Raw genomic sequence first — 14,405 nt, 5'->3', positions numbered from 1 at the left:
CGGCCGCAACATCCTGCAAAAATCGGTAGTCATCCGGCCAAATCCGCATTAGCGTTGAGGATTGTCACGAGTCCGAAGTCGAGGTGTGCGATGGAGCTTCAAACATGGCTGGCGTTTTTTGCCGCGTGTTGGGTAATCAGTCTTTCTCCGGGTGCCGGCGCCATTGCGTCGATGTCCAGCGGCCTGCAATACGGTTTCTGGCGCGGTTACTGGAACGCCCTGGGCCTGCAGATCGGCCTGGCTGCGCAGATTGCCATCGTCGGCGCCGGTGTCGGCGCGATCCTCACCGCTTCGGCCACCGCGTTCCATGCGATCAAATGGTTCGGTGTCGCCTACCTGGTCTATCTCGCGATCAAGCAGTGGCGCGCACTGCCGATGGACATGAGTGACGACGCGGCGGTCCGGCCGATCGGCAAACCGCTGGCCCTGGTGTTCCGTGGTTTTCTGGTGAACATCAGCAACCCCAAGGCGCTGGTGTTCATGCTCGCGGTGCTGCCGCAGTTCATCAACCCTCACGCGCCACTGCTGATCCAGTACGTGGTGATCGGTGCGACCATGATCTGTGTCGACCTGATCGTCATGGCCGGCTACACCGGGCTGGCGTCGAAGGTGCTGCGCCTGTTGCGCACGCCGACCCAGCAGCGACGCATGAACCGCACGTTTGCCGGGCTGTTCATTGGCGCGGCGGCGTTCATGGCGACGTTGCGCAAAGCGGCCGTATAAAGCGTGCAGCCGCAAAAAAAGGCGACCTGAGAAGGTCGCCTTTTTCATTTCCGGCAGTCGGTCAGTGCAGAATCACCGGCGCCGTATCACGCGGCAGATTGTTGCGCTGCTGCGGTTCACGTGGTTGCTCGTAACCGCCACCGCCAAGTTGCATGCTCAGCTGTCCGGCCACGTCTTCGCCCAGCGCCTTCGACACGTCACGCACCACCCGTGGGCGGTTGAGCGAGATCTTGATGTCGCGGTGGTTCACCAGTTTGGTGTCCTGCGCTTCACCCATCGCCGTGAAGGCCGAAGTGATTTCGAAGGTCTTGGTGTTGATCAGGCTGAAATCGGCCACCAGCGTCAGGCCCAGCACGGCTGAATAGCTGTCGGTGTTCGCCAGCTCGTTCACGTCCTGGGTGAAGTCGATGTCCGACACGGTGCCGAACAGCACGTAGTCGGCACCCTTGAAGTTGCCGGCCTTGATCCGCTTGATCACGTCGTAGACGTCACCCTTGGAGGACGCGGTGTATGGCGTGCCCTGCACCAGCTGGAACATGCCGGTGCGCAGGATTTCACCCTTGATGTCGCCGGTGAACTTGCGCAGTTCGGTCTGTTCGATGTAGCTGGTGGTGGCTTCGAGCTCGTTGTAGCTCGAAGAACCGCTGGCGCTGTAGTAACCCTCACGGTAATTGTTCTGGGCCGAAACGATGTGGATGTATTGCTCCACACGTTCCTGATACGCCAGATCCGTCACCGCGACTTTCGGGGCCGCTTGCACGCTGAACGCGCAAGCCAGGGCCATCATGCCAATCCATGTGCGCATCGATTAACGCTCCGTGGTTTTGCGGATCTCTTTCTCGTCCATCCACTCGGCCAGACCGCTTTCAACGTCGATCAGTTGCAGGCTGAATTTGTAGAAGACGTCCTTGTAGTCGCTGCTGCGCTTGACGATCGAGCTGATCGAACCTTCAAGACGGTATTTGGCGGCGACCATGTTGCCAGTCTTGGCCACGGTGCTCTTCTTGTACAGGCCGCTCTGGTTTTGCAGTTTGAGCTGGTCGACCTGACTCTGCATTGCGGTGTTGTCGCTGGCGAAGCGGGCGGTGCCGGACTTCATCAGCTGGGTCTTGATGCTGGTGGTGATTTCGCGGGTGTCGATGTATTCGCTGGTCTTGTTCTTCACGTCGTAGACCTGAACCACCGGACGGCCCTGCAGAATGCCGGACTGGGCCAGGGAGCGGGTCATCGACTCGGCGATCATCTGCAGGTCGGTCGAGCCGAACTCGTTGGTCACGGTTTCAACGGCCTTGGTGTCGCCATAGCTGATGTTCTTGCTGCCCAGGGTCGGCGAAGTGTTGGCGCAACCGGAGGCCAGCAGGGCGAGGACGGCGATGAAGGAAAAGCGTGCAAACATGGGAATGCTCTCTGAATCGGGAATAGGGTGTCGGGCTTAAGGCGTCTTCATTTCAAGACGGAAATCCACGGCTTTGGGCGTTGGTGCGATGCCCTGGATGAAGCTGGTCTGGGCGCCGTACATCATCTGACTCTTCCAGACTTCTTCTTCGGCAATCGGGAAGCCTTCCGCACCGAGCCACGCGAAGCGGTAGTAGAAGGTCTTGTTGCTGTTGAGGGTGTTGGTCAACTGCACATTGACGGTCATGAAGCCGTTTTCGCGGGCGACGCGCATGGCGCCGACCGCGATGTGTTTCTGCGGGCCCATGGCCACGACCTTGCTCGCGGCGCTGCCCGGCTCCGGTGGTGGCGGGGTGGCGCAGCCGCTGGCCAGCACGGCGAGGGCGGCGACGGCGAAGAGTTTGAAGCGCATGCAAAGACTCCGTTCTTAAGGTTGTTTGAGACTGGCCACGGCGGTGGCGCCAGCACTCGGGATCACGTGAGCGGCGAGGCCCGCGGCGAATACCTGGTTGCCCACGGCGCGCAGGGTGATCACCTGAAAACGCTGATCGACGTTGATCTTGACCACCGAACCGCCCACGGCACTTGGCAGGGTGACCTGATGTTCACCTTTTTTCAGACGCAGGCGCACCACTTGGGTGGTGTCCGGCAACGTGCGCCACGTACGGGTATCGGCACCTTCGAGCACCGCTGAAGAGATACCGACTGCCAGACCCGCCAGCGGGTTGGTTTCGTTGATCTTCTTCTGCGCCACGCCCTTGGTGATCGCGCGCACGGTGGTGCGCAGGATGATTCCCGGCATGTCATCGCGCAGGGCGCGGCGGGACATGGCGGTGGTGCTGTTGAGGGCCGTCAGGTCCAGTTGCCGGCCGTCGACGCCGATCTGCGCAAACGTCGCGGTCGAGGTGTCAGGCTTGATGATCGGGAACGACAGCGGAGTGATTACCACGTTGTTGGAGATTGGCAGCGGCAGCGGCACGCGGATCGAGTCACGGGCCGGCGCCAGACCGCTCTGCACCACGATCAGAATGTCGCTGTCATCGCTCTTGACCGGTTTGTCGAGGTTGACCAGCGCCTGCTCCAGCAGCGGCGTTTTCGGACGCAGCTCGGCAGCCTTGCGATAGCCTGGTGCGGCGAGGTCTTTCTCGCCCAGGGCTTCGTAGACGAAACCGGCCAGGTAATGGCTGAACGCACTCTGATAGCTGTTTTTCAGGCCGATCACTTCCGGGGCGTCGAGGCTGGCGACCGGGTAGCCCTGCAAGTCCTTGTACTCGGTCTTGATGCCTTGCTTCTCGGCTTCCTCTTCGCTCTTGAGGTATTCCTTGTCACGCAGTTCGGCGATCACCGCTTCACGTTCGTGAGTCTTCTTGATCGCGGTGCGGGCGCCGTCGAAGTCGTTGACCGCCAGCAGATTCAGGGCCATTTGCGTGGTCAGCATGACTTTTTCGTAGTCGTAGCCTTCGTAGCGACGGACTTTGTCATTGACCAGGAAGCTGCCGAACTGGGCCAGGTACTTGTCGGTGTCGAGCTTGACCGAGTCTTCCCACTTGCCCACCACCTGATCGGCGCTGGTCCAGGCGTTCTGGCTGCCGGACAGATCGCCCTTGGCGCGCAGCAGTTCGCCTTTCTCGAAGTAATAGAGCAGGTCCTTGTCCGGGCCGGTGTTGTTCTTTTCCAGCAGAGTCAGGGCGGCGTCAACGTTGCCGGTGGCCAGTTGCTGGTTGGTCTGGGCCAGTTCGGAGTCGTAGTTGCGAAACGCCGAACAGCCGGACAGCAGGGTGACGGCGCCAAGCGCGATCAGAGTGGGAGCGCGGAATGCCATGGGGTACTTCTTCCATGAGTAACGACAGCCTCGGGTGCGGGTCGGGCTGCTGGGACCGATCGGCAGTGGCGTTGGCCTCCTGCCAATTCCTCATAATCAGAGGAGCTTTAATGCCGCATCGCGATAACGAGGGCGCGGCATTATAGGCGGCGGATGCTGGCTATGTAATAGCTTTTTAATTGCACCGATTAGTTAGATGCCATTATTTATTTCAGGCCGGATACCACGCGGCTTTCCGCTGAAACGGACGCCTGGAAAGCACTGCCATTGGCATAGATTCGGTCGCCGAGGGCTCGCAGGCCGATGAACTGGCGATCCTGATCGATGCGGATTTTCAGCGGTGCGACACCGGGTGCGGTAGGCAGGCTGATCAAGTGTTCGCCTTTCTTCAGACGCAGGCGCAGCACTTGCGTGAGGTTGGGCAGGGTGCGCCAGGTGCGGGTGTCTGCGTGCTCGAATCCATCGTAATGGGTTACATAGGACGCCTTCGCCGGGTTGCGCCGATTGTCGGTGCCTTGGACGTCTGCGGCGAGGAACGCTCGATACGTGGTGCGCTGAATGATCCCGGGCATGTCGTCACGCAGGGTGCGCAGGGACATGTCGGTGATGTTGTTGATCGTGATCAGCTTCTTTTGGCGGCCGTCGAGGCTTATCTGATTGAAAGGCTGGGTGGAGGTGTCGGGCACCATTACCGGAAACGATACATTGGCGACGATCACCTGACCGTCCTCAAGCTTCACCGGATACGGCACGCGCACCGAGCTGCGAGCCGGTGCCAGCCCGCTTTGCACGATGATCAGCACGTCGCTTTCGCCGGCCTTGAGCCCGGGGCTGTCGAGGTCACGCAATGCCTGTTGGAAGAACGGCATGTCAGGGCGCAGTTCTATGGCCTGACGATAACCCGGTGCAGCCAGATCCTTTTCACCCAGGGCTTCATAAGTGAAGCCGGCCAAATAATGGCTGAACGCACTTTGATAGCCGTTCTTCAGAGCGATGACTGCAGGCGCATCCAGCATGACGACCGGGTAACCTTGCAGGTCCTTGTAATGCACACGGGCGCCCTGGTCCTTGGCGGCGTTTTCAACACGCTCGTATTCGAGCTCTCGTTGCCGGGCGATCAGTGTTTCGCGCTCGTGGGTCTTCTTGATGTCCGCACGAGCACCGTCGAAGTCGTTCACGGCCAACTGATTCAGGGCCATTTGCGTGGTCAGCATGACCTTTTCATAGTCGTAACCATCGTAGCGACGAATCTTGTCGTTGATGATGCTGCCCCATTGATTGCCCAGGGCGGAAAGCAGCTTGTCGCCGTTGGTTTCAATGGCGTCCTGGCGCTGAATCACCATCTGTTCGGCGCTGCGCCAGGCAACCTGACTTTGCGGCAACTCGCCGGCAGCGCTGAGTACCGCGCCTTTCTCGAAGTAATAAAGCAGGTCTTTCTCTTCATCCGGGTTATGCGCCTCGATCAGGGCCAGCGCACCGTCGGTGTTGCCCGCTTTCAACTGATCGGTTGTCTGTTCCAGTTCCAGGTCGTAATTGCGGTAGGCCCCGCAACCGCTCAATTGCAGGACCGCGCTTAACAGCAAGGGAAACAGCAGACAATGGCGCATGACCACGAGATTTTCCTTAATCGAAAGGGGCGAGAGGCGACGCAGTATAGAGGCGAGTGATGGCTATGTGCTGCAGCACAATGCGCGTAATACCGATGCGGCCAACGAGAAAGCTTGAGTCAGGCTCCCCCGACGTGAACAATGTGTTACTTCGCATTTCCAATTGAGACCCTTTCATGACTGCCTTGTCCCGATTCCTGGCCTGGCTGGTGTTCCCGTTGTTTGCCCTGAGCAGCTTCAATCTGCTGGCCGATACCGTGGAAGGCGCGCCGCAAGCGCTGCACCTGCTCGATTACATCAGCGCCGATTACCCGCCAACGGTACAAGCGGGCAAGGTCATCGACGATGCCGAATACCGCGAGCAGCTTGAGTTCACCCACGCCTTGCAGGGGCTGATCGCCGGCATGCCGGCCAAACCGGAGAAGGCCGGCCTGGAGCAGGGCATCGACGCTCTGCTCGCCGCCATCACCGCGAAGCAGGACGGCGCGGACGTCGCCCGTCAGGCCCGGCAACTGGGGGCGAAACTGGCGGTGGCCTATGAAGTCAGCCAGGCCCCGATCATCACCCCGGATCCGACCCGTGGCGCGCCGCTCTATACCCAGCACTGCTCCGTGTGCCACGGCACCAACGGTGCCGGCGATGGCCCTGCGAGTGTCGGCATGGAGCCCGCGCCGGCCAACCTGCGTGACGCGGCGCGCCTGGATCACCTGAGCCTGTACGCGATCTACAACACCCTCGGCCAGGGCGTCGAAGGCACCGACATGCCGGCCTTCGCCGATCAACTGGACGATCGTCAGCGCTGGGATCTGGCGACCTATATCGCTCAGTTCAGTGTCGATCCGGCCACGGCCAAAACCGACAAGACTTACAACATCGCCGACCTCGCCCGTCAGACGCCGGCCGAAGTGCAGGCCTCTGAGGGGCTTGAGGCGGCTGCGATCTTCCGTGCTCAACGGGCGCAACCGCCGCAGGTCAAGCGTGGCCCGGCGCAGTTGCTCGACTACACCGCCGCGACTTTGGACAAGAGCCTGGCCGCTTATCGTGCCGGCGAACGTGATCAGGCGTATGACTTGTCCGTTGCAGCGTATCTGGAAGGTTTCGAACTGGTCGAAAGCTCGCTGGATAACGTCGACGCCAACGTGCGCAAGGACACCGAAAAATCCTTGATGGCCTACCGGCAATCGCTGCAGGACGGCTTGTCGGTGGAGCAGGCCGAGCAGCGTCTCGACGCGGCGAAGGCCAAGCTCAAGGAATCGGCCGGTCTGCTCGGCAGCGACGGTTTGAGTGGGTCGTTGAGCTACATTTCCGGTCTGCTGATTCTGCTGCGTGAAGGCCTGGAAGCCATTCTGGTACTGGCAGCGATCCTCGCGTTCCTGCGCAACACCGGCCAGCAATCGGCGGTGCGCAGTGTCAACGTCGGTTGGGGACTGGCGTTGCTGGCCGGTCTGGGGACCTGGGCGCTGGCGGCGTATGTGATCGACGTCAGCGGCTCCCAGCGTGAACTGCTGGAAGGCGCCACGGCGTTGTTCGCCAGTGTCATGGTGCTGTGGCTCGGGGTTTGGATGCATGACCGTCGGCACGCGGCAGCCTGGCAGGATTACATCAGTCAGAGCCTGGTCGGTGGCGGCGGACGGTTTGGCTTCGCGGTCCTGGCGTTCTTCTCGGTGTATCGCGAGCTGTTCGAAGTGATCCTGTTTTACGAAACCCTGTGGTTGCAGGCCGGTCCTGCCGGACACAACGCGGTATTGGCGGGCGGCGCAACGGCGCTGGTGCTGCTGTTCGGCCTGGCGTGGATCATTCTGCGCGGTTCAGCGAAATTGCCGTTGACGCTGTTCTTCAGCATCAACGCGGCGCTGCTCTGTGCGTTGTCGGTGGTATTCGCCGGTCACGGTGTGAAGGCGTTGCAGGAAGCCGGGATTTTCGGCACCCGGCCGGTGGCGTTCTTCGATTTCGACTGGTTGGGGATCCATGCCGATGCCTACTCGTTGACCGCGCAGGCCGTCGCGATTGCGGCGATCATCGTGCTGTACGGTCGCAGTCGGGTGGCTGAAAAACGTAGGGTGACGGCTGCTTGAAGGCATTCGCTGCGCTCATATTTGCGAGGTAGAAAACATGCGCGTATGGATCGATGCCGACGCCTGCCCGAAGATGGCCAAGGAGCTGGTGGTCAAGTTCGCCCTCAAGCGCCGCTTTGAAGTGGTGCTGGTGGCTGGGCAGCCGCAGAGCAAACCGGCGCTGGCAATCGTCAAGCTGATCGTGGTGCCGAGCGGCCCGGATGCGGCGGATGATTATCTGGTGGAGTACGCGGTGCCGGGCGAGCTGGTGATCTGCAGCGACATTCCGCTGGCCGACCGGCTGGTGAAGAAGGGCGTGGCAGCGCTGGACCCGCGAGGCAAGGAGTTCGACGCGCAGAACATGGGGGAGCGGTTGGCGACACGCAACCTGTTTACCGATCTGCGCGAACAGGGCCAGGTCAGCGGCGGCCCGGCGCCGTTCGGCGATCGGGAGAAGCAGGCGTTCGCCAATGCGCTGGACCGGATCCTCACCAGGCTCGCCCGCACAACCTGAACACTACACAAATCCCTTGTGGGAGCGGGCTTGCTCGCGAAGGCGGTGTGTCATTCAACGAATAGTTGTCTGACCTGACGTCTTCGCGAGCAAGCCCGCTCCCACATTGGGTGTGTGTTCGACCAAGAGATCAGGCGTCGTTTTCGTGGGTCAGCTCAAGCACGCGATCCACCAGCTTGTTGATCCCGGAGGCCGCCTCACTGATCGACTGCGCCAGCATGTAGGCCGGTGTGGTCACCAGTTTGCGTGCCTTGTCTTCGATGATGTCGGTCACCGCGCAGTCTTCGTGGGTGGCGCCCATCTTGCCGATGGCTGCTGCGGTGTCGGCATCGTTGCCAATGGTGCAGGTCACACCCGGGCCGTAGATCTTGGCGGCCAGCGCCGGCGAAATGCAGATCAGTCCCACCGGTTTACCCGCTTCGGCAAAGGCTTCGGCCAATGCCAGTACGTCAGGCTGGACGCAGCAGCCAGCGCCGTCGACGGCGAAGTTCGACAGGTTCTTCGCCGCGCCGAAACCGCCGGGCACGATCAGCGCATCGAAATCATCGACATCGGCTTCACGGACATCCTTGACGTTGCCCCGGGCGATGCGCGCCGATTCCACCAGCACGTTGCGCGACTCGGGCATCTCTTTGCCGGTGAGGTGGTTGATCACATGCAATTGCGCGATGTCCGGGGCGAAGCACTGCACCTGGGCGCCACGCTGATCCAGGCGCAACAGGGTGATGACGCTTTCGTGGATCTCGGCGCCGTCGTATACGCCGCAACCGGACAGGATCACTGCAACTTTTTTGCTCATGGGTTTCTCTCCAGATTCATGGCGCTAAATGTCCACTAATTTGTCGTTCGTTGCCATAGGGTCTAGCCGCGGCTACACCTAGGATCTGTGCACACGGATCTCGATCGGGGCGCGTCATGAACTTCATTCTGTATGCGGTGCCGTTTTTCTTCGTATTGATCGCGGCCGAGCTGATCGCCGACCGTTGGCGCGGGGTGAGCAACTATCGCCTGGCCGATGCGGTGAACAGCATCAGCACCGGGGTGCTGTCGACCACCACCGGCCTGCTGACCAAGAGCGTGGGGCTGGTGACCTACGGCTTTGCCCTGGAGCATCTGGCGCTGCTCAGGCTGCCGGCGGACAGTGTCTGGGTGTGGTTCTTCGCCTTTGTTCTCTACGATTTCTGCTACTACTGGCTGCACCGCATGGGGCACGAACGGAACATCCTCTGGGCGGCGCATTCGGTGCATCACCAGAGCGAGGACTACAACCTTTCCACTGCCTTGCGCCAGACCAGCACCGGGTTTCTGCTCGGCTGGATCTTTTACCTGCCGATGGCCGTGCTCGGGGTGCCGCTGCTGGTGTTCGTCAGCGTTGCGGCGCTGAATCTGCTGTATCAATTCTGGGTTCATACCCGGCACATTCCCAAGCTCGGGTGGTTCGAATGGTGCTTCGTCACGCCGTCCAATCATCGGGCTCACCATGCACAGAACGCTCTCTACATGGATCGCAACTACGGCGGGGTGTTCATTATTTGGGACCGTCTGTTTGGCTCGTTCCAGGAAGAGGACGACGATGAACCGGTGATTTTCGGCGTGACCACACCGCTGGCGAGCTGGAATCCGTTGTGGGCCAACCTGCAGTTCTACGCGCAGCTGTGGGACGACGCGCGGCGTGCCGGGCGCAAGTGGGACAAGTGGCGGATCTGGTTCATGCGCACGGGATGGCGGCCGGCGGATGTGGCGGAGAAATACCCGATGAGCAAGCCGGACCTGAGCCGGTTCCGCAAATTCGAAGTGCCGCTGGGCGCCCGACAGCAGGGGTATGTGGCGCTGCAATTCAGTGTGTACGTGGCGCTGGGCAGTTATCTGATGAGTCTGGAACACCGTCTGCCCACCAGTGCATTGGTGCTGGGCTGGGGCGCGGTGGCGTTCGGTTTGTTTGTGTTGGGCGTGGCCCTGGAGAATCGCCCGTGGGCGCTGAAACTGGAGCTGCTGCGGTTGGCGGCGAACCTGCCGCTGGTGTGGCTGGCGCCGCAGGTCGGGCTATGGCCGGCCGGCCCGCCGATGTGGGTCGGCCTGTTCGGTTACAGCCTGCTCAGCGGCATCGGGCTGTATTGCTGCCACCGGCGCTTTACTCGGCTGGCGTCTTAGGCTCGGCGGCCTCGGCCTGTTCGGCTTTGTGCCGTTCGGCCTTGGCCAACTGCTCGTCCTCATAGACTTTCTTGGCCAGCCGGGCATTCTTGAACCGGCGGCGCAGCCACAGGCCCAGGCCGAGCACCAGCAGCGCGCCCAGTACCCACAATTCATACTTCTTGATGCTGCCGAGCATGCCTTCGAGCACGGCGCCGAAATGGTAGGCGGCAGCGGCCAGGGCGGTGGCCCAGATCGCGGCGCCGATACCGTTGAGCAGCAGATAGCGTCCCGGCGGATAGCCCGACAGGCCGATCGCCACCGGCATCACCGTGCGCAGGCCGTACACGAAGCGGAAACTCAAGACCCAGATGTCCGGGTGCTTGCGGATGTGTTCCAGCGCGCGGTCGCCCATCATCTGCCAGCGCGGCTTGCGCGCCAGCAACTTGCGTCCGTGTTTGCGGCCCAGGAAGTACCACAGCTGATCGCCGGCATAGCTGCCGAAGAACGCCACGACCACCACCAGTTTGATGTCCATGTATTCACGGAACGCGAGGAAGCCCGCGAGCACCAGGATGGTTTCGCCTTCGAAAAACGTCCCGAGAAACAGGGCAAAATAGCCGAAGTCATGCAGAAATTGTTGGAGCATTGTCTGGGTGCTGGCGAAATGAACGCGCAGCCTAACCCTTCGGACACATTCAGGAAAGTGTCGAAATGTGTCTCGACGTTAACATTTCCTACAACGACAATGGATTGCGGCTACGTGTCACAGGGGTGCACATAACTGTAATACGACCGTCATAATGGCCGCTTATAACTGTCACGCTCGCCCGTTTGCGCGGGCTCAGGAGTCTGCCGTGAGCTTTACCCCAGCCAACCGCCTGTTCCCCGCCACCCGCCTGCGTCGCAATCGTCGTGATGATTTTTCCCGGCGGCTGGTGCGTGAGAATGTCCTGACGGTCGATGACCTGATCCTGCCGGTGTTCGTGCTCGACGGTGAAAATCGCCGCGAAGCCGTGGCCTCGATGCCGGGCGTCGAGCGCCTGACCATCGACCTGCTGCTTGAAGAAGCCGCCAAATGGGTCGAATTGGGGATTCCGGCACTGGCGCTGTTCCCGGTCACGCCACCTGAACTCAAATCCCTCGATGCCGCCGAAGCCTGGAATCCCGAAGGTATCGCCCAGCGCGCCACCCGCGCCCTGCGTGACCGATTCCCGGAGCTGGGCGTGATCACTGATGTCGCCCTCGACCCGTTCACCACTCACGGTCAGGACGGCATTCTTGACGAAGAAGGCTACGTGCAGAACGACATCACCGTCGATGCACTGGTCAAACAGGCGTTGTCCCATGCTGCCGCTGGCGCCCAGGTGGTTGCCCCGTCGGACATGATGGACGGCCGCATCCAGGCGATCCGCGAAGCGCTGGAGCTGGCCGGTCACGTCAACGTGCGGATCATGGCCTACTCGGCCAAGTACGCCAGTGCCTATTACGGCCCGTTCCGTGACGCCGTGGGTTCGGCCGCGAACCTGGGCAAGGCGAACAAGGCCTCCTACCAGATGGACCCGGCCAACAGCGACGAAGCGCTGCACGAAGTGGGCGCGGACTTGTCTGAAGGCGCGGACATGGTCATGGTCAAACCCGGCATGCCGTACCTGGACATTTTGTTCCGGGTAAAAGATGCCTTCAAAGTGCCGACCTTCGTCTATCAGGTCAGCGGCGAATACGCCATGCATATGGCGGCGATCCAGAATGGCTGGTTGAGCGAAGGCGTGATCCTCGAATCCCTGACCGCCTTTAAACGTGCCGGCGCTGATGGCATCCTCACTTACTTTGCTGTCCGCGCCGCTCAATTGTTACGAGAGCAGAAATAGCCCTCCCAGGAACATTCGATGAATACCGAAGGACTCACTGAAGTTGCCGTAAAAGAAGCTCAACCCGTGGTCGAGCAGATTACCGAAACCCCGCCGGAACTGGAGCCTGCGCCACCCGCGCCGGCAACTGAACCCGTCGCGGCGGCACCGGTGATCGCGATTCCCGGCCTGGATGACAGCAGCCTGTACATCCACCGTGAATTGTCGCAACTGCAGTTCAACATCCGCGTGCTGGAGCAGGCGCTGGACGAGTCCTACCCGTTGCTGGAGCGGCTGAAGTTTCTGCTGATCTTCTCCAGCAACCTCGACGAATTCTTTGAAATCCGCGTCGCCGGCCTCAAGAAGCAGATCACCTTCGCCCGTGAACAGGCCGGCGCCGATGGTCTGCAACCGCATCAGGCCCTGGCCCGCATCAGCGAGCTGGTGCACGGTCATGTAGACCGCCAGTACGCGATCCTCAACGACATTCTGCTGCCAGAGCTGGAAAAGCATCAGGTGCGCTTCATCCGTCGCCGCCACTGGACGACCAAGATCAAAACCTGGGTGCGCCGCTACTTCCGCGACGAGATCGCGCCGATCATCACCCCGATCGGCCTCGACCCGACGCACCCGTTCCCGTTGCTGGTGAACAAGAGCCTGAACTTTATCGTCGAGCTCGAAGGCATCGACGCCTTCGGTCGCGATTCCGGTCTGGCGATCATTCCGGCACCCCGTCTGCTGCCACGGATCATCAAGGTGCCGGAAGAAGTCGGCGGACCTGGCGACAACTATGTGTTCCTGTCGTCGATGATCCACGCCCACGCCGATGACCTGTTCCAGGGCATGAAGGTAAAAGGCTGCTACCAGTTCCGCCTGACCCGAAACGCCGACCTGGCGCTCGATTCCGAAGACGTCGAAGACCTGGCCCGCGCCCTGCGTGGCGAACTGTTCTCCCGTCGTTACGGTGACGCCGTACGCCTGGAAGTCGCCGACACTTGCCCGAAACACCTGTCGGACTACCTGCTCAAGCAGTTCAACCTGAGCGAGACCGAGCTTTATCAGGTCAACGGCCCGGTCAACCTGACCCGTCTGTTCAGCATCACTGGTCTGGACAGCCATCCGGAGCTGCAATACACGCCGTTCACCCCGCAGATCCCGAAACTGCTGCAGAACAGCGAGAACATTTTCAGCGTGATCAGCAAGCAGGACATCCTGCTGCTGCACCCGTTCGAGTCCTTCACCCCGGTGGTCGACCTGCTGCGCCAGGCCGCGAAAGACCCACACGTTCTGGCCGTGCGCCAGACGCTGTACCGCTCCGGCGCCAACTCGGAAATCGTCGATGCGCTGGTGGACGCCGCGCGTAACGGCAAGGAAGTGACGGCGGTCATCGAGCTGCGTGCGCGCTTCGACGAAGAGTCCAACCTGCAACTGGCCAGCCGTCTGCAGGCGGCGGGTGCGGTGGTGATCTACGGCGTGGTCGGCTTCAAGACCCACGCCAAGATGATGCTGATCCTGCGCCGCGAAGCCGGCGAGATCGTGCGTTACGCGCACCTCGGCACCGGTAACTACCACGCCGGCAACGCCCGCCTGTACACCGACTACAGCCTGCTGACCTCCGACGATGCCTTGTGCGAAGACGTCGGCAAACTGTTCAGCCAGTTGATCGGGATGGGCAAAACGCTGCGCATGAAAAAACTGCTGCATGCGCCGTTCACCCTCAAGAAGGGCATGCTCGACATGATCACCCGCGAGACGCAGTTCGCGCTCGACGGCAAGCCGGCGCACATCATCGCCAAGTTCAACTCGCTGACCGATCCGAAGATCATCCGCGCGCTGTACAAGGCCAGCCAGTCCGGCGTGCGCATCGATCTGGTGGTGCGCGGCATGTGCTGCCTGCGTCCGGGTATCGCCGGGGTTTCGCACAACATTCACGTGCGCTCGATCATCGGCCGCTTCCTTGAACACACCCGGGTGTTCTACTTCCTCAACGGCGGCGAAGAGCAGATGTTCCTGTCCAGTGCCGACTGGATGGAGCGCAACCTCGACAAGCGCGTCGAGACTTGCTTCCCGGTGGAAGGCAAGAAGCTGCTGACCCGGGTCAAGAAAGAGCTGGAGCTGTACCTGACCGACAACACCCACAGCTGGAGCCTGCAATCGGACGGCCGCTACATCCGCAACACGCCGACCGGCAACCAGAACCCGCGCAGTGCCCAGGCGACTCTGCTGGAGCGATTGGGCAGCCCGATTCTGCCGGTGAGCAGCTGACCGCAGGTTTCAAGGCCATAAAAAAGGCGATCCATCCGGGATCGC

At 61.2% G+C, this 14,405-nt stretch carries 13 protein-coding genes; 6 read left to right on the top strand and 7 right to left on the bottom strand.

The annotated features are described in order from the left end of the window. The first annotated feature begins 90 nt into the window (after positions 1 to 90). Positions 91 to 723 carry a LysE family transporter gene (locus NE357_RS27895; RefSeq protein ID WP_169432416.1) on the top strand — a complete coding sequence of 211 codons (633 nt, stop codon included), beginning with the start codon at positions 91 to 93 and terminating at the stop codon, positions 721 to 723. Between the two features lie 61 nt (positions 724 to 784). Here the strand turns inward: NE357_RS27895 and NE357_RS27890 are convergent, their stop codons facing one another. From NE357_RS27890 to NE357_RS27870, 5 genes are all read right to left on the bottom strand, one after another. Then, the gene (locus NE357_RS27890; protein WP_085612047.1) at positions 785 to 1,528 is read right to left on the bottom strand and encodes a penicillin-binding protein activator LpoB; all 744 of its coding nucleotides are present in this window, start codon (positions 1,526 to 1,528) and stop codon (positions 785 to 787) included. 3 nt (positions 1,529 to 1,531) lie between these two features. Next, on the bottom strand, positions 1,532 to 2,119 hold the full coding sequence (gene lpoB / locus NE357_RS27885; protein WP_169432415.1) for a penicillin-binding protein activator LpoB: 588 nt from the start codon (positions 2,117 to 2,119) through the stop codon (positions 1,532 to 1,534). A 36-nt stretch (positions 2,120 to 2,155) separates the two neighbouring features. Then, complete coding sequence (locus NE357_RS27880; protein WP_085731449.1) at positions 2,156 to 2,530, bottom strand: YcfL family protein; 375 nt, start codon at positions 2,528 to 2,530, stop codon at positions 2,156 to 2,158. Positions 2,531 to 2,545: 15 nt separating this feature from the next. After that, positions 2,546 to 3,940 (bottom strand): COG3014 family protein, encoded by a 1,395-nt coding sequence (locus NE357_RS27875; RefSeq protein WP_169432414.1) that lies wholly within the window; start codon positions 3,938 to 3,940, stop codon positions 2,546 to 2,548. Positions 3,941 to 4,146: 206 nt separating this feature from the next. Next, positions 4,147 to 5,547, bottom strand: a complete 1,401-nt coding sequence (locus NE357_RS27870; RefSeq protein ID WP_169432413.1) for a COG3014 family protein — start codon at positions 5,545 to 5,547, stop codon at positions 4,147 to 4,149. A gap of 176 nt (positions 5,548 to 5,723) precedes the next feature. Here NE357_RS27870 and NE357_RS27865 point away from each other — a divergent pair, with 176 nt between their 5' ends. Together NE357_RS27865 and NE357_RS27860 are read left to right on the top strand one after the other, a co-directional pair. Beyond that, the gene (locus NE357_RS27865; RefSeq protein WP_169432412.1) at positions 5,724 to 7,622 is read left to right on the top strand and encodes an FTR1 family protein; all 1,899 of its coding nucleotides are present in this window, start codon (positions 5,724 to 5,726) and stop codon (positions 7,620 to 7,622) included. Positions 7,623 to 7,659: 37 nt separating this feature from the next. After that, positions 7,660 to 8,115 (top strand): YaiI/YqxD family protein, encoded by a 456-nt coding sequence (locus NE357_RS27860; RefSeq protein WP_169432411.1) that lies wholly within the window; start codon positions 7,660 to 7,662, stop codon positions 8,113 to 8,115. Between the two features lie 130 nt (positions 8,116 to 8,245). Here the strand turns inward: NE357_RS27860 and elbB are convergent, their stop codons facing one another. After that, entirely contained in the window at positions 8,246 to 8,914 is a 669-nt protein-coding gene (gene elbB, locus NE357_RS27855; protein WP_169432410.1) for an isoprenoid biosynthesis glyoxalase ElbB, read from the bottom strand. 116 nt (positions 8,915 to 9,030) lie between these two features. On the opposite strand from elbB, the gene NE357_RS27850 reads away from it, so the two are divergent. Continuing rightward, positions 9,031 to 10,266, top strand: a complete 1,236-nt coding sequence (locus NE357_RS27850) for a sterol desaturase family protein (protein WP_169432409.1) — start codon at positions 9,031 to 9,033, stop codon at positions 10,264 to 10,266. Here the strand turns inward: NE357_RS27850 and NE357_RS27845 are convergent. After that, positions 10,247 to 10,894, bottom strand: coding sequence for a DedA family protein (locus tag NE357_RS27845; protein ID WP_169432408.1), 648 nt, complete (start codon positions 10,892 to 10,894; stop codon positions 10,247 to 10,249). The two genes, NE357_RS27850 and NE357_RS27845, sit on opposite strands and share 20 nt — an antisense overlap. A 208-nt stretch (positions 10,895 to 11,102) precedes the next feature. Between NE357_RS27845 and hemB the strand changes: the two genes are divergently transcribed. Both hemB and ppk1 read left to right on the top strand, forming a co-directional pair. Beyond that, entirely contained in the window at positions 11,103 to 12,116 is a 1,014-nt protein-coding gene (gene hemB, locus NE357_RS27840) for a porphobilinogen synthase (protein ID WP_007951836.1), read from the top strand. A gap of 18 nt (positions 12,117 to 12,134) precedes the next feature. Next, positions 12,135 to 14,360, top strand: coding sequence for a polyphosphate kinase 1 (gene ppk1, locus NE357_RS27835; RefSeq protein WP_169432407.1), 2,226 nt, complete (start codon positions 12,135 to 12,137; stop codon positions 14,358 to 14,360). Positions 14,361 to 14,405: the final 45 nt, after the last annotated feature.

It is taken from the genome of Pseudomonas sp. G7(2022), assembly GCF_052660475.1.
Note: the sequence above shows the minus strand (reverse complement) of the source record. Positions and strands in the feature narration are given on the sequence as shown.